Here is a 22,159-nt window from a genome sequence, read left to right as displayed (position 1 = left end):
AATACACGTTTCCCTGAAATTCCCCTTACAGGCAGAAAAATAAATTAATTTTGGGCGGACATAAGGGTATTTTAACAGGAAGGTGTAGTTATTGGGAGCTTTTGAAACAATAACCGGTGGATATACATTTTGGTAAGGCTAAAGACCAGGAGAAGCTGGTGGAAGAATGTTTTCATACCTACTTTGATGGGTTGCACCGTTATGCCTTCACGATCCTGAAAGATAACGACGAAGCAAAAGACGCTGTACAGGCGGTTTTCCTGAAACTGTGGGAGAAACGGGCGGATATTGATGAACAACAGTCCGTCAAATCATACCTGTATACCGCGGTATATCATTATTGTCTCAATGTCAAACGGCATGAGAAGGTGAAGGACAATTACCTGGCACAACGTCCGCCGGCCTTTGAGCACCGCAATGAGCTGGTGAGCAAGGAAACCCACCGGCGGATCATGGAGCATATTGACAGTCTCTCCCCGCAATGCAGGCTTATCTTCAGCAAAAGCCGGTTTGAAGGCCGGAAGTATGCTGAAATTGCGGCCGACCTGGGACTATCCGTCAAAACGGTGGAAGTACAGATGGGGAAGGCGCTGAAGATATTAAGAGCGAAGTTGTTCGACATAACGATAATGATATTGTTTGCCTGTTTGTTTTTATGTGTTTCAATTTAACAGATCATGAGCACTGCTGAAAACCTGCCATATGAGTTATTAGGAAGATATTTTTCCGGGGAAGCCACCCCTGAGGAGGCGATGGCCGTGGATGACTGGATCAGGGAACACCGCGACCACCGGAAGCTGTACGACCAGGTGGCGGCGGTATGGGACGATGCGGCGCTGCAACAACGTTACCGGTTGCCCGATAAAGCCGCGGCTTTGCAGGAGCTGAAGGCCAAGATGACCGGCCGGCCGGTTGTCCGGAAGATGCTGCCGCTAAGCCGTATTGCCGCAGGACTTGTACTGCTGGCAGGTGTGGCGGCTATCCTGTTTTTCATGCTCCGTTCCGGGAACGAAAGGGAAGCGCCGGCGATCGTATCGAAACAAACCGGCGAGGCCATCCGGCGGGACACGCTGCCGGACCGGTCGACCGTGGTGCTCAACAGCCATTCTGCTTTACAATACGCTGAAGGTTTCCGGGATACGGCCCGTTGGGTTAAATTATCCGGAGAGGCGTGGTTTGATGTAACTTCGCAGCCGCATAAACCGTTTATTGTTGCAGTGGGTGATGTCCGCATCGAGGTACTGGGCACTTCCTTTAATGTTCGGCAGTCGGATACGGCGATTGCGGTGATGGTGAAAACCGGCGCCGTGCGCATGTCGGAGGGCGACAGCAGCATACAGGTGAAAGCCGGGCAGGAAGGCGTATATCACATAGCCCGTAAAGAGCTGGGGCTCACTGCCGGCGCGTTTAACAGCAATCAGCTCGGGTATGCCACGCGGGTGTTTAATTTCGACAACATCACCCTGAAAGAGATTACCGCGCAACTGGAAAAAGCTTACGGTATCCGGGTGGTATTTGAAAATAAAGCGCTGGAAGATTGTACGATGAGCAGCTCATTTGACAACAAACCGATAGAATACATTTTCGAGGTTATATCCGTTACATTGAATGTTACATGCAGATTTGAAAAAGAAGAGGTCTTCATCAACGGCGCCGGCTGTGGTGGGTAGATGGCTGTTGGCCGTCTTATTGCTTTCGGGAGTCTTATATAGTTACGGCCAGTTAGCTGCTGTTAACCTTCAGAAAAATATTATCATCCCTGCAGGGGAGATACCGCTGGATAAGCTGCTAAAAGCGGTGGGACAACAAACAGGTACCCGTTTCTCCCTGAATACCCGTAAATTCTCTCCTTCGCGCCTGATCCGCATACGTCAGAAAATACAACCGCTGGGCGTTTTACTGGACGATATCCAAAAGCAGACCGGCATCAGCTACAAATTGCTGGGCGGTCATGTTATTTTCGTAGATGCGCTACCGGTGAAACATGTGGCCGCGGCCAAGGTACATACCTCTTCCGTTGCCAGGATGAAAGCATCTGTACGGAAGCCGGTAGCCGCCGGGAAAACGGTGGTGAAGACGCCTCTGGCAATGACCAAGGCGATTACCGTAACAAAACCGGTCGTGGATTCTGCCGTCCAGTTTCACCTTCCTGCTACCGATACAGCTGTCGTAATACGGGACATCGCAGATACTACCACTGCCGGCATTAAGCGGGATACGTTGCCTTTCAGACTGGATTCCCCATATGTAACTGCCGGGATAAAGCGCGATACACTACCTTTCAGACAGGATTCCCTATATGTTACTTCCGGGAAAAAAAGAGATACGCTGCCGCACCGGAAAGATACCGGCCTGTTAAATTTATCGCTGCGAAAATCATCGCCCGAAGGGAAAAAAGAAAGGAAGAGATGGGGGATAGGAAATATTGAATTGCCCGGCATTGGAACACATACGCCGCCGGATACGACCGTGAAAAAAGAAGATCCTGTTCCGCCACTCACGGCGGAGGCTATACGGAAACAGCCCGCTGCCAACAATCCTCAGCAGAAAACAACGAACTTCCCTGAAATGGCTGCTTCAGGCCAGGCGGGAGGTACGGGCAAGGTGACGCGCCTGCAAAAATCCGGCGGTACCAGGGAGCGCTCCTTTTTCCTGTCCAGCTGGTTTCACCGTTCATCTGCGGGCGGTATCCGTAACAACGGTGACGGGCCGCGGCCGGGCCTCATTCCTTTTGTGGGCGCTGGTGTTTCCATGGAAGAATCTTTTATTGTCAACGGGCAGTTGCAGGCGGGCATGCCCTTCCTGTATGCCATAGCCTCGTGGGGTACCGGCCGTAATACATCAGGGCTGCGGTATGGCGCCGGTATCTCCGTTCCGCCGGGAGAGAACTGGCGGCTGCACCTGCAGGCGACCATAGGGAAAATGCAATTTGAGTATGATTCTACCGACTTTGTAAAGAAAGAAATCCGGATGCAGTGGCAGAAGCTGGCACTTATCGGGGAGCGGCGGCTCAACGATCATTTGGGAGTGCAGGCAGGTATATCGCTGAACATCCTGCGGTCGGAATATTATACGATGGACCATCCCGCTTCGCTGGGACGCGAGGAAGAAGTTGCCCTCAAAGATGTACGTTACTTCAAACCGTTATATACCATCAGCGATACTTTCAGCCCGGATGCTGTGGATAACCGGAAAATGTGGCTGGGCGTACAGGTGAGCATTATTTACCGGCTGCATTTCCGGAAGGCGCAGTAAAAATCAGGCAACGGTTTTGGCCGGGTCCTGCTGGAAGATATGCGTCAGCATTTTATACAGTTCCGGATGTTTTTCAGACAGCAGGTCGGGTCTTTCAAAAAAATACTCAGAAATCACGGCGAAAAATTCTGCCTGGTTGGTAGCGCCGTAGGGATTAATATCTGTGCGGCCTTCCGCCATTTCCTGGATGGTTTGATGTACCAGTTTGAGCCACGGAATGCTGTAGCTGTGTTCCAGTAATTTGGTAGGCAGTCCGTCTACAGAGCCGTCGGCTTTGTCCAGCAGGTGCACAAACTCGTGGATGGCGGTATTGCTTTTGTCGGTGGTGTTGGAGAAACCTTCGCGCAGCGCGGAGCGGGAGAGGATCATCTGCCCGTTGAGCGCTCCGCTGCCTACCATGCCCAGGATATTCCGGCGGTTGCCTTCATACTGGTACGATTCATCAAAGGTGTCCGGGTAGAGGATCACATTGGTGAGATTAAAATATTCCCAGTTTTTGAATCCGAAGATGGGGATGATGGCGCTGGCTGCTACCAGCACGCGGTCGAGCGCTTCTACATCCGTACCTACGCCTTCGATATGGGTCCTTTTCAGGAAACGCTGTACCTGTTGCTCAAAGCGGTTTTTGTCCGCTTCCGTGAGTTGCTGGTAGTAGCGTACATGTGATTGCAGCAGTTCCCGGTAAGTATCGGGAACTGCTGTTTTTTTAAGCTGGTGGCGGTTGACCTGGTTCTTGAGGTACAAGAACAGGATAAGCCCTATCATTATTAATCCGAATAATACCATGATCATGTTACCGGGTGTTATAGTTTATTTCCGGTACGCCTTGAACTCAGAGCCTTGTTTCCATTGCGGGAAAGTGCTTTCGTTGCTAAGGGCATAGCCAACGTCGAACATGAGGCGTACATCTTCTACCATGCCGTCCATCACCCAGGTATCAGGGTTAAACTCATCAGCGGGGGAGTGGTAACGTAAACGGTTATACTCTGCAGTTTTTTCTTTGCCGGAGCCGGGAGCTTTGCCTAAGATATCGTTTCCTGGGCCCAGGTATAAACCGGGGATACCCTTTTTGGCAAAGTTAAAGTGATCTGAGCGGAAAAACCAGCCGCCTTCCGGATTGGCTTCCGGAACGGTCACGCGTCCCTGTTTGGCCGCCGCCCGTTGGGCATATTCATCCAGTTCGGACTGTCCCATGCCGATCACGGTCACGTCTTTGGTGCGGCCAAAGGTGTTGAGCACGTCCAGGTTGATGTCTGCCACTGTTTTTTCAGACTTGAAGACCGGGTGGCTGGCATAGTATTCCGAGCCGAGCAGGCCTTGTTCTTCGCCGGTAACGGAGAGGAACAGTACCGAGCGGGCCGGCTTTTGTTTGAGGCGGGTGAAGGCGGTGGCCAGTTCCAGCAGGCCTGCGGTGCCGGTGGCGTTGTCTACGGCACCGTTATAGATAGAGTCGCCTTTCACCGTTTCTCCTATACCGAAATGGTCCCAGTGGGCTGAAAACACCACGCATTCATCGGGTCTTTTGCTGCCTGGCAGGATGGCCAGCACATTATGGGAGGTGGATTTTTTGATGGTATTGTTGATCACCAGCGATGTTTGCAGGTGCAGGTCTACCGGTTTAAAATCTTTTTGCTTTGCTTTCTCCATGATATCGGGGGAGATGCCGGCCAGCTGGAAGATCTTCCTGGCGGCGTCCTGGGTGATCCAGCCTTCCAGGGCGGTCCTCGACATATTATTGTCTGCCGTCTGCAGGTGCAGTTTGGAGTTGGACCATCCGCTGCGCACTACTTTCCAGGGGTAGCTGGCGGCGGCTGTTTCATGGATGATGATCACCCCGGCGGCGCCCTGCCGCGATGCTTCTTCGAATTTATACGTCCACCGGCCGTAGTAGGTCATGGTCCGGCCCTTAAAAAGGGTGTTGTCGGCAAAGCCGGGATCGTTGATCATCACGATGACGGTTTTACCTTTCACATCCAGGCCGGCGTAGTCGTTATGCCCGTACTCCGGCGCTACGATACCGTAACCGGCAAACACCAGTTCCGAATTGCTGATGCTGACCTGTTCCTGTACGCGGCGGGTGCCTGCCACATAATCGTCGAGGTATTGTAAGGACACCTCGCCGTTGGCGCCTTTGACCACCAGGTTGCCGGCGGGTTTGGAGCCGATGGAGACCATGGGCACTTCCTGGAAATAACTGTTGCCGTTGCCGGGCTTCAGTCCCAGCGCTTTGAACTGTGCCGCCAGGTAGTGGATGGCGCTGTCTTCGCCGCGGGTGAAAGGCTTGCGGCCTTCAAAGGCATCGGAGGCAAGTACCTGTATATGTCTGGCGAAGCTGTTGGCATTGATAGCCCTGATGGCGGACGAGTCCTGGGCCTGAACGCCCTGCCACAGCAGGGAGGCGGCCATGCTAAAGAGGATGGGTGCTTTCAAAATAAGATAATTGATAATAAACAAAAACCATTCATGATAAAAATAACGAAATTAGAAATACGAAAAGCGGGGAGCGGATTTACAAGTCGTTCACAATAAAAGAAGCGGTTGTTTCAATCTAAACCCTTAATTTGCCGCCAGAAATCAGAACAACAATCGCTCCCCACGGGCCAACCAAAATGCTCAGCTGTATGCTCAATGCACATCGCTCAACCGAATCCAGCACAGGCCGGTACGGTGAAAAGGATTACGCCGGCTTCTGGTATGAAATGCAGCAGGACAATGAACAGGGACTGTATAAAATTTACCATGACCTCTACGATAATTTCTACCACTATGGTATATCAGTAGTGCTGGACAAAGGCATGGTAAAAGAAGCTATCAACGATATTTTTGTAGATATCTGGCGCAAGCGCCACCAGCTTGGTATGCCTGAGAATATCCAGGGGTACTTGTTTATCTGCTTTAAAAGGAAACTGTACAAACTGCTGACCAAAAGCCAGAAAGGCGCTGTGCTGGCCGATAGCCAGCTGTTTCCGGAACCCGAGGAACAGCCTTACGAAACCGTGCTGATACGCCAGGAAACCGACAGCCTGGTAAAACAGAAGCTGGAAAAGATGTTGTCGCTGCTCACCAGCCGCCAGAAAGAATTTATCAGGATGCGTTTTTACGAAGACCTGAGTATAGAAGAAATAGCGGTTAAAACCGCAGCCACGCCCCGGACCATCTATAATACCATCCACAACGCCCTTGTCCGTATCCGGGAAGTCTATAACGATGCCACTTTTATCGCGCTGCTGCTGCTTTTGCTCGATCTCGAAAATTTTTCCTGATTTCTTTGGTAAAAAAAGAAAGATACCCCCCTCTTTATAGTTAAATGCCTGGTATGGACTTACAGCAGTATAAGGCGGAAGACTTTATATTAAATGACTCATTTGTGCGTTACTGCCTCCGCAGCAACGATACAGACGTGCAGTTCTGGGAAGACTGGCTGGAACGGTACCCGCATAAACAGGAAGAAGCTGCCAAAGCTCGGGAATGGTTGTTTCGGCTGGGCCTGCGCATTACGCCGGAAGAAAAGGAAGCCGAATTCGGTAAACTGAAGGCCGCGCTCGCGGTAGCCGATACGCCGGTCAAAAAAATCTCCTGGAAGCGGATAGCCCGCATCGCCGCCGCTGCAGTATTGCCGCTGGCCGCTGCCGCGTGGTGGCTGAACAGTCATCGTACCGTCGCTCCTGCCGTTGCCAATGAGTCCTACACGCTTTTAAAAGCAGGCGACAGCGTGCGCCGCCAGGTAATGCTGGCAGATGGCAGCCTGGTAATCCTGAACGCACACAGTACACTGAGAGTACCGGCCAGTTTCAACGAAAAACAACGCAACCTCGTCCTCGAAGGTGAGGCCCTGTTTGAAGTGGCCAAAGCAGAAGGGAAACCTTTTGTGGTGAGCACCGGAAACCTCCGCGTACAGGCGCTGGGAACGGCTTTTAAATTACGCGCATATGCGTACGATCAACATGCGGCCGTAACCCTCGTCGAAGGAAAAGTACGGGTGGCGCAGGAAACAGCGGTGGCTGAATTAGTGCCCGGAGAACAGCTGACGACCGGTAAAGCGCATGCCCGCTTTGTAAAAAACAATTTCGATCCCGAAAGGGAAAAAGCCTGGCGCAGCGGACGCCTCGTCTTTCATAATGCTTCTCCCGAAGAGATAGCGTCCACACTGGGGTATTGGTATGGTATCAATATAAAAGTAATCACGCGTAAAAACAAACCTATCCGCTTTAACGGCGTATTCAACAACAAACCGCTGAATGAAGTGCTGGCAGCAGTTTGCTTTGTCAACGGACTGGAGCCTGTAACAAAAAACGACACTTTATTTGTGCAACCAATCAGTAAATAGTCCACACAGGTACATTTAAACAACCAAAATGCGTTATGAAGAAGACATCCCTTCTAAGGGCATGCTGTGCCATGCTCCTATCATCCCTTTTGCTAAGTTGGGCGCAAATAGCAGAAGGACTGAAAGATAAGATTGACGTGGGATTCAGGCAGACAAAGGTGCTCAACGTGATACAGTACCTCGAGAAAAACACCCGCCTGAAATTCTCGTATAATCTTGATGATCTGGAAAAATTGAAACCTGTAACCATCGATAAAAAAGAAAGGACAGTAGAAAGTTTACTCCAGGAAATCAGCCATGCCACGTCGCTGCAGTTCAGGATGACGGAAGACATTATCCTGGTGAAAGCGGCGCCGGCCACTTCCGCGCTGACCGCCGTGCAACCGGCACAGGAGAAAGTGGTGGAAGGCATCGTGAAGTCTAATAACGGTGAAGCCCTGCCCGGCGTAAGCGTACGGGTAAAAGGCACACCGCGCGGTATGCTCACGGACGTGAAAGGCAGCTTCCGGTTCACCGACCTGCAACCAGGTGCGGTACTGGAAGTATCCTTCATCGGCTACGAAACACAAGAGGTAACAGTCAACGGAAACGGACCGCTGACCGTTACCCTTGCCGCTTCTACCAAAGTGCTGGACCAGGTGGTGGTCGTGGGCTACGGCACGCAGAGCAAAAGAAATGTGAGCAGCGCCATCACCTCCGTAAAAGGAAATGAAATCTCCAATGTGGCCAGCAATAACCCCGTGAACGCCCTGCAGGGCAGAGTGGCAGGCCTTACCGTTACCAACACCGGCGGCGCCCCGGGCGCCATGGCCGATATCCGCCTGCGCGGTATCAGTACCTTCGGTTCCCACCAGCCACTGTTTATCGTGGACGGCAGCCCCGCAGACCCCTATTACCTCAACAACAACGATATTGCTTCCATAGAAGTACTGAAAGACGGTGCTGCTGCCTCTATCTACGGTTCAGTAGCCGCCAACGGTGTCATCCTGATCACCACCAAAAAAGGCAAAAAGGGGGCGCCGAAAATTGAGTTCAACACCTGGTACAGCATCGTGAACCCTACCGGCAAACAGCACCTGCTCGATGCGGAAGGCTACCTGAAAGTACATACCATGATGTACGAGCCCGCACCGGCCAGCACCAGGAGGCCCGCTTACCTGAAAGCAGGCATCACCGCTAATACCGACTGGCAGGATGAAATACTGCAACAGGGCAACAGCGAAAACTACAGCCTCAATCTCACCGGCGGCAGCGAATACTTTACCTATGGCCTCAGCGGTAACATCACCAACGAAAAAGGTACCTTCCTGGGCTCCAACTTTAAGAAGAAATCCATCCGCTCCCGCAACGAATACAAGAAAGGACGCCTCACCGTGGAAGCTAACCTCGTATATGCGGAAACAGACCGCCGCGACGTGCCCTACAGCGTAAAAGACGCCTACTTCCAGTCGCCGCTGTTACCGGTATACGATGACAAAGAAAAATATGGCTATGCGTTGCAGATCAACCAGCTGCCGAAGTTCGAAAACCCGGTGGGTGTGAACTTCTACAACGATAACAGCAATAAAATCCAGTACTTCAACGGAAACGCACGCCTGTCGCTCGAACTGCTGAGAGGCATGAAATTCGTGACCAACCTGAGCCTGGCTAACAGCAACTACTTCACCTACAGCTACCACCCGCCGTACCGCGCCAATGCCAACGACCCGCAGGTGCCTTTTGCACAGCTGCAGGACAACCGCGGCAACGAACGTCAACGCCTGATGGAAAACCTGTTGTACTACGACCGCAGCTTCGGTAAACACAGCCTGAACCTGCTGGCCGGCTATACCGCCCTGGAAAAAACCTACAACAACGTATTGACTACCGCCGATGGTAAAACGACCATCTACTCCGTGAAAGATGGCCAGATCGTTTCTGACGTGGTGCCCGGCGGCTTCCTCGATCCGCTGTTCAATACCATGGACGGCGCCAAAGGCGGCACTTTCAACGCCACCGGTACCCGCTGGCAGACAAACCGCCTCTCCTGGCTGGGCCGCGTCAACTATGCGTATGACGGTAAGTACCTGCTGCAACTGGCTGTTCGCCGCGACGGATCTTCCAAGTTCGGGGTGAACCGCCGCTATGGCACTTTCCCGTCTGTATCTGTAGGCTGGAACATTCAGAGCGAACCATTCATGCAGGGCATTACCTGGCTGAATATGCTGAAACTGCGTGCCAGCTACGGTCAGCTGGGCAACGAAGAAGTGCTGAACGCCTATGACCATCAGCAACTGATCTTAATCAACAACCTGTGGGGCGGTGGCTCCGTACAGGGCGGTGGAGGCACCGCATGGCCCGGCGGCGCTGCCTGGGAACTGCGCAACAAAGACCTGCGCTGGGAAACCAATACCAGCCGCAACGCCGGTTTCGACTTCGCTGTCTTCAATAAACTGAACGGTTCATTTAACTATTTCAACAACGTCACCTCCGATGTATTGATCAGAAGAGAGCTGGCGCCCAGCAATGGTCTCAATAACCCCATCCTCAACGTAGGCCGCTTCAAAAACAGCGGCTGGGAGCTGGAGATGACCTGGGCAGATAAACACGGCGACTGGAGCTATAGTGTAACCGGTACCGTTAGCCAGGTGAAAAATAAAGTGCTGGCACTCGCTAACGACGGCCAGAAGCTGTATGGCACCGGCCTGAAATACGGCACCGGCCCTGTTCCGAATACCACACAGGTAGGTACCGAAGTAGGCGCCTTCTACCTGTACGAGGCCGATGGCCTCTTCCAGTCAGCCGCCGAAGTAGCTGCCTATAAAAACAGCAAAGGCGAACTGCTGCAGCCGGATGCCAAACCGGGTGACGTACGCTTCAAAGACAGCAACGGCGACGGCGTGATCAATGACGCGGACAAAACCTACAAAGGCAGCTCCTTCCCTAAAATAGAATATGGCCTGAACATGACCGCAGGGTGGAAAGGTTTCGACCTGCAACTGTTCTGGCAGGGCGTGGGCGGTAACAAAATCTACAACGGTAACAAATATGAACTGCAGGGCATGGATGCCGGCCGTAACTTCGACGTGAGCACCCTTAACGCCTGGACGCCGGCAAATACCAACACCGACGTACCCCGCGCCGTACTGGGCGATCCCAACGCCAACAACCGGGAATCCACCCGCTTCCTCGAAAGCGGCAGCTACCTGCGCCTGAAAAACATAACCCTCGGTTATGCCTTCTCCCCGCAGCTCCTGCAACAGGTGAAAGTTACACGGTTACGCCTCTACGTAAGCGCACAGAACATTCTCACGTTCACCAAATACTCCGGGCCCGATCCTGAAATCGGCCGTACAGACATCCTCAATAGTGGCCTGGACCGCCTGATGTATCCGCAAAACAAAGTATTGATGGCTGGGGCACAGCTGGAATTCTAAAAAAATGGTTATGAAAAAATCTTTGTTATATATATCCTTATTATCCGCAGCCATGGTGTTGAATACCAGCTGTAAAAAAGAGCTGCTTGAACAGGCTTCGCCCGACAAGCTGACATCGGATAACTTCTGGACGTCCCGCGACCGCGCCCTCACCGGGCTGGCCGCGGCCTATTCCAGGATCGAGAGCTTCGCCGGCTGGGACAACTTCGTGGAAGCCCGTTCCTGCCGCGAATACTACCGGGAAGATTTTGTGGAGCCAGGCGCGGACGCCTACAACTACAGCTGGTGGACGGAGATCTTCAACTACAGCTATAACTCCGGTAACTACGCCATCGACCTGCTCTGGAGAGATAACTACCGCGGCATCAACTTCACCAACCAGGTACTGGAGAACGTGAGCATGATGACAGACAAACAGATCGACGCCGCCAGCAAAAAAATGATCCTCGCGGAAGCCCGCTTCCTCCGTGCGTACTATTATTTTAAGCTGGTCACCAATTTCGAAAAGGTGATCATCCGCGATAAAGTGCCCAATGGCGAAGCTGATCTGCCGAAAGCGCCCTCCCCCCGTCCCGAGGTATGGGATATGATCATCTCCGACCTGAAAGCGGCAGAACCCGATCTGCCGCTGCGCAGCGAAAGGCCGGGCACAGAGCTGGGCCGCGCTACCAAAGGCGCTGCCCAGGCCTACCTCGGCAAAGTGCTCATCTACCGCGCCGGCGAAGACAAAGGCAAGGCCACCGCTTATTTCACTGAAGCCTCCGCCTGGCTGAAAAAAGTGATCGACTCCAAACAGTACAGCCTCGTGTCCAACTACCTGTCCATGTTCAACGGTACCACCAGCAACACCGCTGAATCCGTGTTTGAACTGCAGCAGACCATGGACGAGTCTAACGGCGCCTATTTCAAATCCTATCTCAGCGACTGGATGGCCGCTTCCGAACTGGGAGGTTACGGTGAAATTTATGGCGTACCACGACTGCTGACGGAAATGCTGAAAGAAGGGAAAGTGGCCACCGACGGCCTGTACGACCATCGTGTGTATAACACCGTCTTCTTTAAGGATGACTATTTTAACGATGCCGCCAATCCCCGCGTATACGGCTATACGTACAACGAAGTATTCGAAAACAATACCATCGCTTTCCGTAAATGGCTGCCGGCCAGCCTCGACAAGCTGGGAAACGCCAATGCGATCAATATGCCCATCATCCGCTATGCAGACGTAAAACTGCTGTACGCCGAAGTGCAGAACGAACTGGGCGTACCGGCTACCGCCATGGCGGAGATTAACGAGGTGCGCGCCCGCTCTGCTATGCCGCCACTGAACCTGACTAACAAGGCCGATATCTTCAAACAACTGATGCATGAAAGGGTGATGGAATTCACCCTGGAAAGCAGCCGTTTTTATGACCTTCGCCGATGGGGCCTGCTGACACAGCAGATGCAGGACGCCGGCCGACCTTTCACCGCAGATAAAAGCTATTACCCGCTGCCGCTGAAAGAGACGCTCAATAACCCACTGGCCCAATAATAATTTAGGATCCATAACGGTTAAACGATCCCACTGGCGGCCTCGCAGCCGCCGGTGGTTTTATATCACGGTACCATGATGAAAACTGCTTTACTTGCTTTGCTGTGTTTACCGGCTACCTTGCTGGCGCAGTCCAATGACTGGGAGAACCCGCAGAAGCCTTCTGAACACACTTTGTTCCCGCACGCGCATTTTATTCCCTTTCCCGACGCCGCTTCGGCCCTGAAGGGAGACAGCTCGCCTTTCAGGCTGTCACTGGACGGTACATGGAAATTCCACCTCGCAGCCAATCCCGCTGTCCGTCCACAGGGATTTGAACAACCCGCTTATGATGTAACGAACTGGAAAACCATCCGCGTGCCGGCCAACTGGCAGACGGAAGGTTATGCCCCTTATATTTTTACGGACGTGGAGTACCCCTTCACGCCCAACCCGCCGTTTGTTCCAAAAGAACAGAACCCTGTCGGCTCCTATCGCCGCGACTTCCGGCTGCCTGCCACCTGGAAAGGCAAACAAACCATCCTGCATATCGGCGCCGCCAATGCATTTGTATATGTGTGGGTGAACGGTAAGTATGCCGGATTCAGCAAGGACAGTAAGACGCCTGCCGAATTTGACGTCACCGCTTGGGTGCAGCCAGGCAACAATTCCGTGGCCATGCAGGTATTCCGCTTCAGTGATGGTTCTTATCTCGAAGGACAGGACATGTGGAAGCTCAGCGGCATAGAACGCAGCGTTTACCTGGTGGCCCGCGCTCCCTTATCTGTTTACGACTTTTTCGCCAGACCGTTACTGGTCAATAACTACAAGGATGGGTCCCTGCAACTGGACCTGGCGCTTAATAAAGTTCCGGCTGCAACGGACAAGGATAAACGTATCCGTGTAACCTTACAGGACAACGGTGCGCCTGTTTTTTCCAAAGTGATGCCCATCGGCCGCGACAGCCTGCTGCAGTTGCAGCAGCTGGTGCCCGGCGTGAAACCATGGGATGCGGAACGTCCTAACCTGTATCAGCTGATCGTTACGCTGGAAGATAAACAGGGCCGCCCGATAGAAAGCTTTACCCACGCGATCGGTTTCCGCTCCGTGGAAATCAAAAGAGGCCTGCTGATGGTCAACGGGGCGCCCATTACCATCAAAGGGGTGAACCGCCACGAGCATGATATGCGTTCCGCCAAAGTAGTGGACTGCGAGGGCATGCTGAAAGATATCCTTGCCATGAAGCAGTACAACATCAACGCTGTGCGCGCCAGTCACTATCCCAACCGGGAAGAGTGGTACGCGCTCTGCGACCGGTACGGCCTCTATGTTGTGGATGAAGCTAATATTGAATGCGATGGCATGAGCATGCACCCGCTGAAGACACTGTCTGATAAGCCTGAATGGAAAGCCGCCTACCTGGATCGCACCCGCCGTATGGTGGAGCGGGATAAAAACCATTGCAGCATCATCACCTGGTCCTTAGGCAACGAAAGTGACTTTGGCGATAATTTCATCAGCACCTACAAATGGACCAAACAACGCGATAATACCCGCCCGGTGCAGTACGAGCCTGCCCGTAACACGCCATGGACGGATATTGTGGCGCCCATGTATAAATCCGTCGCCTGGATGCAGGACTACGTAAAAGAATACCGCGACAGGCCGCTGGTCCAGTGCGAATACGCGCACATGATGGGCAACAGCGGTGGCAACCTCCGCGACGACTGGGAGCTGATCAACAAATACGAGCAGTTACAGGGCGGTTTTATCTGGGATTTCTCCGATCAGACTTTCCTGCAACATGATTCCCTGGGAAGGGCTATCTGGGCTTATGGCGCCGATATGGGCACCGTAGGCGCCACGAGCGATACCAGCTTTTGTGCCGATGGTATGCTGGCTGCCGACCGCTCACCGCATCCGCAGGCATATGAAGTGAAGAAAGTATACCAGCCCGTACAGTTTGCCACCATCGGTCTGTCTGCCGACCTCCTGCAGATCACCAACCGGTATGACTTTCACCGGCTTGAAAATATGAACCTTACCTGGGAACTGAAGGGAGATGGGAAAGTGATCGCTTCGGCTGCCCTGCCGCACCGGTTACTGCTGCCACACCAACAGGACACGCTGCGTATAGGCCTGCCGGTGGTAAAGCCGCAGCCCGGCGTTCGTTATTTCCTGCATCTGAAGGCCACGCTGAAGAACGCAGACGGTCTGCTGCCCGCTGGTTTTACACTGGCCGCTGATCAGTTCGAGCTGCCCTGGTTTACGCCCGTGAAAACGCAGACCGTCGCCGGCGACGCCTTACAGGTAAAACAAACCGCCGGTGGCTGGGAGATCGGTAATACAGCATTTACAGCGACTATTAAAAATGGCTGGCTGGAGCAGTTTGCCACCAACGGCGCCGCTTATATGCAAAAGCCGTTAAAGCCCGATTTCTGGCGCGCCCCCACTGATAATGACATCGGCAACAGTCAGCAGGTGCGCTGTGCAGTATGGCAACATGCCGGCGACAGCACACAACTGCTTGCCGCCAGTATCGTACGGGAAGACAGGCAGCAGGTGCAGGTGCACGCAAAACATGCACTGCCGCTGGTGAATGCGATCTACGACATTGACTATACGATTTTTGCCAACGGTGACATTAAAGTGAACGTCCATTTCCAGCCGGGAGACAGGATGATGCCCGAGCTGCCCCGCATGGGCATGCGTATGGTGCTTAATCCTGCGCTGGACAAAGTGACCTGGCTGGGCCGCGGTCCGTTCGATAACTACCAGGACCGTAAGTACGCAGCAGACGTAGACGTATACACGCTGCCGGCCGACTCGCTGTTCCATCCTTATCCCCGTGCACAGGAAAGCGGCTACCGCTCCGATGTACACTGGATGACACTGCGCTCCGCTTCGGGCAACGGATGGATGGTGCGCACCGATTCCCTGCTGAATACCGGCGTGCTGCATTTTGACCGGGACCGGCTCAATTTCAACCGCAAGCACAATGTGCATGGCGGCTCTATGAACAACGACCCGCTGATCTGGTGGAATATCGACTACCAGCAGGCCGGCCTCGGTGGCGACAACAGCTGGGGCGCCAAGCCCCATGCGCCTTACACGCTGGTGTATAAACCTTATCAATATCAGTTTACATTAAGACCTTTGCGGTCGGGTGACGAACCTGCTGAAAAGGCGAAAGAGAGATATGAATAAAATGAAATGGCTGCTGGCCTTGTTGCTGACGCAACAAACGGTCAGCGCACAACGGAACCATTTTCCGGATGTACTGGACGTCCGTTATGAAGTAAAAGATACGAACCGCATTGCTACCTCTTTTTTTTCGGACAACGGCGCGTGGCATGCTTACGCGTTGCCCGTACCCGGCACCGCTACCGGTTTCACCGGTCCGCTGCTGATGGACATGAAAGGGGAGTGGCTGTCTAAAGCTATCGCACAGCTTCACTTATATGCCGATGGCCGGGAGCTGCCCCTGCAACAGGACACCACTGCCACGCATTATTATCCCGGCTTGTTGCAACTTGGTTTCTACTCCGGTCAGATAGCGGTGCGGATGCAGCTGGTTTTTAGCAGTAGCCGTGAAACCGTGATACAGACCGTTATTCGTAACAATGGCGCGCAACCACTACAGTTACGGTTGCAATGGGAAGGCGCTGCGTTGCTGAAAAGAGCGCAATTTTCCCGGGAGGGTAATAATGTACGTGTAGGCGTTACCGGTACTAAACATGTTTTTCGCCTGCACTGGTGTGCCCAGGCTCCATGGGACATACAAACAACTGCTGACGGTTACACGGCGGCAAGAGAGGTATCCATCCCAGCCGGGGGCGAGCTTGAAGACCTGCAAACACAGGGTTTCTGGCCTGACGGGCATATGGTGGTCGCACCGGAGCGGGAGTTTGATATCGTGCTGCAAAAAAACGAACAACGCTGGAACGGTTATTTACAACAGCTGTTCCGCCGCATGCCTTTCACAGAAAAAGACCGTTTCCGCAGCCGGCTGGCGGTGAAGAGCATGATCACGCTGCTCACCAATTGGCGCAGCGCTGCGGGGCATCTGCGCCATGACGGTGTATTTCCGTCCGCTTCCTACCAGGGCTTCTACGGCTTCTGGTCATGGGACAGCTGGAAGCAGGCCGTGGGACTGGTAAATTTTGCGCCGTCGCTGGCGAAGGACAATATCCGTTCTATGTTTGATTATCAGACAGCTTCCGGTATGGTGCCCGACTGTGTGTATGCCGACAGTACCGAAAACAATTTCCGCGACACCAAGCCGCCACTGGCTGCCTGGGCGGTATGGGAAATATTTGCGGCCACCCGGGACACCGCTTTCCTCCGGGAGATGTATCCCGCACTGGACCGCTACCACCGCTGGTGGTACGCCGAGCGGGACCACGACCGCAACGGCCTCTGTGAGTTCGGCTCTACGGACGGCACCCGCATCGCTGCAGCATGGGAAAGCGGTATGGACAACGCCGTACGCTTCGACAAGGCAAAGATGCTGCATAACGGCCCCGGCGCCTGGTCGCTCGATCAGGAGTCAGTCGACCTGAACGTCTATCTGTCCAAAGAAAAAACTATACTCGCACAGATAGCGGCCGTTATCGGTCAACCGGCGGCAGGCGCGCTGCGCAAAGAAGCGGCTATCCTGGACCGGCAGATCAACCAACTGTTCTTCGATACCGCCAGTGGTTATTATTATGACCGGAAGCTGACCGGTGAGCTGGTCCGCGTGAAAGGAGCAGAAGCCTGGGTGGCGCTGTGGGCGGGCATTGCGCCGGCATCGCGTGTAAAAAAGATGGCGCAGTACATGCTGGATACCACTGTTTTTAATACTTTAGTGCCCCTGCCGGTGCTGGACGCCAGCGAAAAGGCTTTTGACCCCCAACGGGGTTACTGGCGCGGGCCGGTATGGATAGACCAGTTTTATTTCGGCGTGAAAGGCCTGCAGCAATACAAACAGCAGGCTGCCGCCAGAACGCTGGTCAATAAACTCTGGCAACATGCGGCCGGTATGAGAGATGATCAGCCGCTGCGCGAAAACTATCATCCGCTGACCGGCAAAGGCCTGAACGCGGTGAATTTCAGCTGGACAGCCGCTCATGTGCTGTTGCTGCTGTCCGATAAATTTTAATACAGACGCTATGTTTTATACTTTTTCTGCCACCGGGGTGGTGAAGCTGTTGAATGAGCATTACGGTCTTACCGTTACTGCGAAAGAACTGGAAGGCTATGATGAAGCCAATTTTTATGTGAAAGATGAACAGGGCAATGCATGGATCTGCAAGATCGCCGGCGAGTCCCAGCATCCTGCTTTCCTCGACGCGCAGGTCCGCATACTGGAACACCTGGCCCAGGGCGCTACCAAAGGCCGCTTTCAGCAGGTAGTACGTAACCTGAATGATGAACCGGTGACCCGCCTGGCCATGCCGGAAGAATTGTATTACCTCCGTTTGTACACCTGGCTGGAAGGACAGCCCGTAGTAACGGTAAAGGGCACACGCGATCTGTATACTTCCTGGGGTAGCTTCCTTGGGAAAATGGACAAGGCGCTGGAGAACTTCTCCCACCCGGCCATGCACCGCGAAATCCGCTGGGACCTCGCCCATGCGCTCGATGCCCGCGATCAGCTGCCCTGCATCAAAGACCCGGAAAAGAAGCGCCTGGCAGCCTATTTCCTGTTGCAGTTTGAAACAGAAGTGCTGCCGCTGTGGCACCGGTTGCGCAAAGCTTATATTCACAACGACGCCAACGACTATAATATACTGGTGCAGGACGATCTCGTGAGCGGCCTGATAGACTTCGGCGATATGGTGTACACGCAGCTGGTCAACAATGTGGCCATTGCCTGTACCTACGCCATGCTGGAAGCCGCCGATCCTATGGAAGCTGCTGTGGCCGTAGTAAAAGGATACCATGAAGCCTATCCGCTGACACAGGAAGAAACTGACCTGCTGTACTACCTGGTTGCCGCACGTTTATGCATCAGCGTGACTACCTCGGCGGAGAAAGCGGCGGCAGGCAGCGACAACGAGTTTCATTTCATTACCGAAAATGGCGCCTGGAAGCTGCTCTTCCACCTGATCACCATCAACCCGCTCGCCATGCAGCAGGCTTTCCGTACCGCCTGTGGCTTCCCGCCGGTGATCGATAACGCTGCAGACTATACGCCGCTGCTCGCCGAACGCAGGGCGCACATCGGCCGTAACCTGAGCATCAGCTATAAGGAGCCGCTGAAGATCGTACGCGGCGCGCTGCAATACCTCTACGATGATAAAGGCCGTACGTTTATCGACTGCGTCAACAATCCCTGTCATGTAGGACACTGCCACCCTGTGGTGGTGAAAGCCCTGCAGCAGCAGGCCGCGCGGCTCAATACCAATACCCGCTACCTGCACGACCACCTGGTGGATTACGCCAATCAGCTGATCGCTACGCTGCCGCCTTCCCTGGAAGTGTGTTACTTTACCAACTCCGGCTCGGAAGCCAATGACCTGGCTATCCGTATGAGCCGCCATTATACACAACAGAAAGATGTGATCGTGCTGGACCACGCCTATCACGGTACTTCCACCGTCGCCATGGAGCTGAGCCCGTACAAGTTTGACGGGAAAGGCGGTTTCGGTAAACCGGAGCATACCCATAAGGCGCTCAATCCTGATATGTACCGCGGCCCTTACCGGGCAGACGATCCGCAGGCAGGAGAAAAATATGCAGCTGATGTATCCAAAATTATTGAAGGCCTGAAGGAGCAGGGCAGAGGCGTGGCTGCTTATATCTGCGAAACGCTGCTGGGCGTAGGCGGACAGATACCGCTGCCCCCGGGTTACCTGAAAGCGGTGTATGCTGCGGTAAGAGCTGCCGGCGGCGTATGTATCGCCGACGAAGTGCAGGTAGGCTTCGGCCGTGTGGGCGATGCCTTCTGGGGCTTCGAGCTGCAGGAAGTGACGCCGGATATCGTGGTGCTCGGGAAGCCGATCGGCAACGGGCATCCGCTGGCAGCCGTAGTAACGACCCGCGCTATCGCAGATGCGTTCAACAATGGCATGGAATACTTCAACACGTTCGGCGGCAACCCCGTATCGATGGCCACAGGGCTGGCGGTGCTGAACGTGATCCGGGAAGAAGGCCTGCAGGAGCATGCACGGGTGACCGGCAACTACTTCATGGAAGGCTTGCGCCGGCTGAAAGAAAAACACGCTATCATCGGAGACGTGCGCGGGCATGGCTTCTTCATCGGGGCGGAGCTGGTGCGCGATCGTAATACGCTGGAACCGGCCGTGCCGGAGATAGATGTGGTGGTGGAAGCCATGAAACAACGCGGTTTCCTGCTGAGCACAGACGGTCCGTTGCACAATGTGCTGAAGATAAAGCCGCCGATGGTGTTCAACAAGGCGAATACCGATGCTTTGCTGGCGCACCTGGACGAGGTTTTGTCTTCCCTCTGATTCCTTATATTTGTTGCATGCAACAACAGGACCTGGCCAAAAAGGCCGCGGGCGAGAAAGCCACCGAATACATCAAACCGAATATGACCATCGGGCTGGGCACCGGAAGTACCGCTTATTATGCCATTATGCGTATAGGCGAGATGGTGAGTGGCGGTATGCCGCTGAGGGCGGTCGCCACCTCCGAAGAGTCTGAGCAGCTGGCCCGTAAGCAGGGTATTCCCATTATTCCGTTCAGCGAGATAGACAGGATAGACCTGGACATTGACGGTGCTGATGAGGTGGACGAACACCTGCGGCTGATCAAAGGAGGGGGAGGAGCGTTGTTGCGCGAGAAGATCGTGGCCGCTGCTTCAGCGGAGATGATCGTGATCACGGACGAGTCCAAAGTGGTGAAACACCTGGGACGTTTTCCGTTACCGGTGGAGATCGTCCCTTTCGCCTGGGAACTCACCTTCAGGCGGCTTATCGCCCTGGACGCCGCACCGGTGTTGCGTACCAGCAACGGCCGCACCGTGGTGACCGACAACGGCAACTTTATCCTCGACTGTCACTACGAACGGATCAAAGATCCGGTAGCGCTGCATCAGCAACTGAATGATATTCCCGGCGTAGTGGAGAACGGGCTGTTCCTCCACTACGCCAGTCGCGTTATCATCGGCTATGCCGATGGTTCCGTGAAATCCTTGTCCAGGTAAGAGGTGTGTTTGGTGTCGCGTACTGAGATATATACCAGCAGGGAAATAAAGATACAGGCGGTCACGTACCAGTAAAACAATGGTTCGTGGCCGATTTTTTTGAAATAGAGGGCGATCGGTTCTGCCGTTCCGCCAAAGAGCGCCACCGTAATGGCATAAGGAAAGCCCACGCCCAGCGCCCGCACTTCTGCCGGGAACATCTCCGCTTTTACCACCGCATTGATAGAGGTGTAACCACTTACGATCACCAGCGCCGCCAGTATCAGCCAGAAAGCCGTCCATTCGGAACCGGTGTGACTGATAGCGGTGAGAATGGGCACGGTGAGTGCGGTGCCCAGCACGCCAAACCCGATCAGCAAAGGTCTCCGGCCGCAGACATCTGACAGCCAGCCAAATAAAGGTTGCAAAAATGCATATATCAGCATCACGAAAAAGGTGACGGTGGTGGCTCTTTCAATGGTCAGATGTACTGTATTGACGAGGAACTTCTGCATATAGGTGGTATACGTATAGAAAGCCAGCGTGCCGCCCATGGTGAGGCCCACCACCGTGAAAGCCGCCCGGGGATATTGCCGGAACAGGGCTTTAACAGAACCTTTGTTTTTGGAGGACTTATGCTGCTCAAAAGAACCGGACTCTTGCATGTGAGTACGCAGGTACAGGGCCACAAAAGCGAGCAGGGCGCCGATCACAAAAGGAATGCGCCATCCCCAGTTATGCAGCTGTTCCGGGGTGAGGAACACCCGTTGCAGCAGCATCTGCACGCCCAGGGCGGTGAGTTGCCCACCGATCAGCGTTACATACTGGAAGCTGGAAAAGAAGCCGCGGCGGCCTGCAGTGGCCACTTCGCTGAGATAGGTGGCGGAGGCGCCGTATTCGCCGCCCACGCTCAGGCCCTGTAGCAGGCGCGCTGCCAGCAACAGGGCAGGGGCGGCTACTCCTATGGTATCATAGGAGGGCGTAAAGGCAATCAGCACCGAACCCAGTGACATCAGCAGTACCGACAGGGTCATAGCGGTTTTCCGTCCTTTCTGGTCGGCAATGCGGCCAAACATCCATCCGCCGATGGGCCGCATGAGGAAACCTACCGCAAAGATAGCGGCGGTGTTCAGCAGCTGGGCCGTATAACTCCCTTTCGGAAAGAATACCGGGGCAAAATAGAGCGAAAATGTAGTGTAAATGTACCAGTCGTACCATTCTACGAGGTTGCCGGCAGAGCCGGTTAAAATGGCCTTAATACGCCATGCGTCCGTGTTTTTCATATAGGTATCAAAAATATATAAATAAACTTGCTTTGGGTGTAGTTACAAAAAAGTTTGGATGGTATACGCTAAACAGTTATCTTCGTTCCGCTTCTTAAGAATATTGTATTTCAATTCTGTTGGTGATCTCCGGGTACATTCAGCTTTTTTCTTACTTTTTCTTCTAGTTGCCCCCAGGTAGCCGCCTGTTAAAAAAATGGCGAGAACACGTTCACAATTAAATATTAATAA

At 53.7% G+C, this 22,159-nt stretch carries 14 protein-coding genes; 11 read left to right on the top strand and 3 right to left on the bottom strand.

Going from position 1 to position 22,159, the window contains the following annotated elements:
- Nucleotides 1-116 precede the first annotated feature (116 nt).
- The 3 genes from HF324_RS22575 to HF324_RS22565 are packed head-to-tail and all read left to right on the top strand — an operon-like array spanning nt 117 to nt 3,255.
- The gene (locus tag HF324_RS22575) at nt 117-671 is read left to right on the top strand and encodes an RNA polymerase sigma-70 factor (protein ID WP_168804651.1); all 555 of its coding nucleotides are present in this window, start codon (nt 117-119) and stop codon (nt 669-671) included.
- 6 nt (nt 672-677) lie between these two features.
- Nucleotides 678-1,670, top strand: a complete 993-nt coding sequence (locus tag HF324_RS22570; RefSeq protein WP_168860889.1) for a FecR family protein — start codon at nt 678-680, stop codon at nt 1,668-1,670.
- Entirely contained in the window at nt 1,624-3,255 is a 1,632-nt protein-coding gene (locus HF324_RS22565) for a porin family protein (protein WP_168860888.1), read from the top strand. The genes HF324_RS22570 and HF324_RS22565 overlap by 47 nt, the downstream gene beginning before the upstream one ends.
- 3 nt (nt 3,256-3,258) lie before the next feature.
- Here HF324_RS22565 and HF324_RS22560 read toward each other — a convergent pair whose 3' ends face one another.
- Both HF324_RS22560 and HF324_RS22555 read right to left on the bottom strand, forming a co-directional pair.
- Nucleotides 3,259-4,047, bottom strand: a complete 789-nt coding sequence (locus tag HF324_RS22560) for a M90 family metallopeptidase (RefSeq protein WP_168804648.1) — start codon at nt 4,045-4,047, stop codon at nt 3,259-3,261.
- A gap of 18 nt (nt 4,048-4,065) precedes the next feature.
- Nucleotides 4,066-5,685, bottom strand: a complete 1,620-nt coding sequence (locus tag HF324_RS22555) for a M28 family metallopeptidase (protein WP_258539178.1) — start codon at nt 5,683-5,685, stop codon at nt 4,066-4,068.
- Between the two features lie 191 nt (nt 5,686-5,876).
- On the opposite strand from HF324_RS22555, the gene HF324_RS22550 reads away from it, so the two are divergent.
- The 8 genes from HF324_RS22550 to rpiA all read left to right on the top strand — a co-directional run bounded on the left by HF324_RS22550 (nt 5,877) and on the right by rpiA (nt 20,666).
- Nucleotides 5,877-6,518, top strand: a complete 642-nt coding sequence (locus tag HF324_RS22550) for an RNA polymerase sigma factor (protein ID WP_168804647.1) — start codon at nt 5,877-5,879, stop codon at nt 6,516-6,518.
- Between the two features lie 53 nt (nt 6,519-6,571).
- A complete protein-coding gene (locus HF324_RS22545) occupies nt 6,572-7,582 on the top strand; it encodes a FecR family protein (RefSeq protein WP_168860887.1) in 1,011 nt (336 codons plus the stop codon).
- A gap of 35 nt (nt 7,583-7,617) precedes the next feature.
- Entirely contained in the window at nt 7,618-10,998 is a 3,381-nt protein-coding gene (locus tag HF324_RS22540) for a TonB-dependent receptor (protein ID WP_168860886.1), read from the top strand.
- Nucleotides 10,999-11,008: 10 nt separating this feature from the next.
- Nucleotides 11,009-12,532: a RagB/SusD family nutrient uptake outer membrane protein gene (locus tag HF324_RS22535; RefSeq protein WP_168804644.1), complete on the top strand. Its 1,524-nt coding sequence runs from the start codon at nt 11,009-11,011 to the stop codon at nt 12,530-12,532.
- A gap of 75 nt (nt 12,533-12,607) precedes the next feature.
- Nucleotides 12,608-15,718 (top strand): glycoside hydrolase family 2 TIM barrel-domain containing protein, encoded by a 3,111-nt coding sequence (locus HF324_RS22530; protein WP_168860885.1) that lies wholly within the window; start codon nt 12,608-12,610, stop codon nt 15,716-15,718.
- Entirely contained in the window at nt 15,711-17,654 is a 1,944-nt protein-coding gene (locus HF324_RS22525) for an MGH1-like glycoside hydrolase domain-containing protein (RefSeq protein ID WP_168860884.1), read from the top strand. Before HF324_RS22530 ends, HF324_RS22525 begins: the two co-directional genes overlap by 8 nt.
- A 10-nt stretch (nt 17,655-17,664) precedes the next feature.
- Nucleotides 17,665-19,968, top strand: a complete 2,304-nt coding sequence (locus tag HF324_RS22520) for an aminotransferase class III-fold pyridoxal phosphate-dependent enzyme (RefSeq protein WP_168860883.1) — start codon at nt 17,665-17,667, stop codon at nt 19,966-19,968.
- 17 nt (nt 19,969-19,985) lie between these two features.
- Complete coding sequence (gene rpiA / locus HF324_RS22515; protein WP_168804640.1) at nt 19,986-20,666, top strand: ribose-5-phosphate isomerase RpiA; 681 nt, start codon at nt 19,986-19,988, stop codon at nt 20,664-20,666.
- Here rpiA and HF324_RS22510 read toward each other — a convergent pair.
- A complete protein-coding gene (locus HF324_RS22510) occupies nt 20,630-21,928 on the bottom strand; it encodes an MFS transporter (protein ID WP_168860882.1) in 1,299 nt (432 codons plus the stop codon). The two genes, rpiA and HF324_RS22510, sit on opposite strands and share 37 nt — an antisense overlap.
- Nucleotides 21,929-22,159: the final 231 nt, after the last annotated feature.

The organism is Chitinophaga oryzae, from assembly GCF_012516375.2.
GTDB classification, from domain to species: domain Bacteria; phylum Bacteroidota; class Bacteroidia; order Chitinophagales; family Chitinophagaceae; genus Chitinophaga; species Chitinophaga oryzae.
Note: the sequence above shows the minus strand (reverse complement) of the source record. Positions and strands in the feature narration are given on the sequence as shown.

Bases quoted from the DNA above. Each gene is read 5' to 3' on its own strand.
- HF324_RS22570 (WP_168860889.1), top strand. From the start codon at position 678: ATGAGCACTGCTGAAAACCTGCCATATGAGTTATTAGGAAGATATTTT.
- HF324_RS22560 (WP_168804648.1), bottom strand. From the start codon at position 4,047: ATGATCATGGTATTATTCGGATTAATAATGATAGGGCTTATCCTGTTC.
- HF324_RS22550 (WP_168804647.1), top strand. From the start codon at position 5,877: ATGCTCAATGCACATCGCTCAACCGAATCCAGCACAGGCCGGTACGGT.
- HF324_RS22545 (WP_168860887.1), top strand. From the start codon at position 6,572: ATGGACTTACAGCAGTATAAGGCGGAAGACTTTATATTAAATGACTCA.
- HF324_RS22540 (WP_168860886.1), top strand. From the start codon at position 7,618: ATGAAGAAGACATCCCTTCTAAGGGCATGCTGTGCCATGCTCCTATCA.
- HF324_RS22535 (WP_168804644.1), top strand. From the start codon at position 11,009: ATGAAAAAATCTTTGTTATATATATCCTTATTATCCGCAGCCATGGTG.
- HF324_RS22530 (WP_168860885.1), top strand. From the start codon at position 12,608: ATGATGAAAACTGCTTTACTTGCTTTGCTGTGTTTACCGGCTACCTTG.
- HF324_RS22525 (WP_168860884.1), top strand. From the start codon at position 15,711: ATGAATAAAATGAAATGGCTGCTGGCCTTGTTGCTGACGCAACAAACG.
- HF324_RS22520 (WP_168860883.1), top strand. From the start codon at position 17,665: ATGTTTTATACTTTTTCTGCCACCGGGGTGGTGAAGCTGTTGAATGAG.
- rpiA (WP_168804640.1), top strand. From the start codon at position 19,986: ATGCAACAACAGGACCTGGCCAAAAAGGCCGCGGGCGAGAAAGCCACC.
- HF324_RS22510 (WP_168860882.1), bottom strand. From the start codon at position 21,928: ATGAAAAACACGGACGCATGGCGTATTAAGGCCATTTTAACCGGCTCT.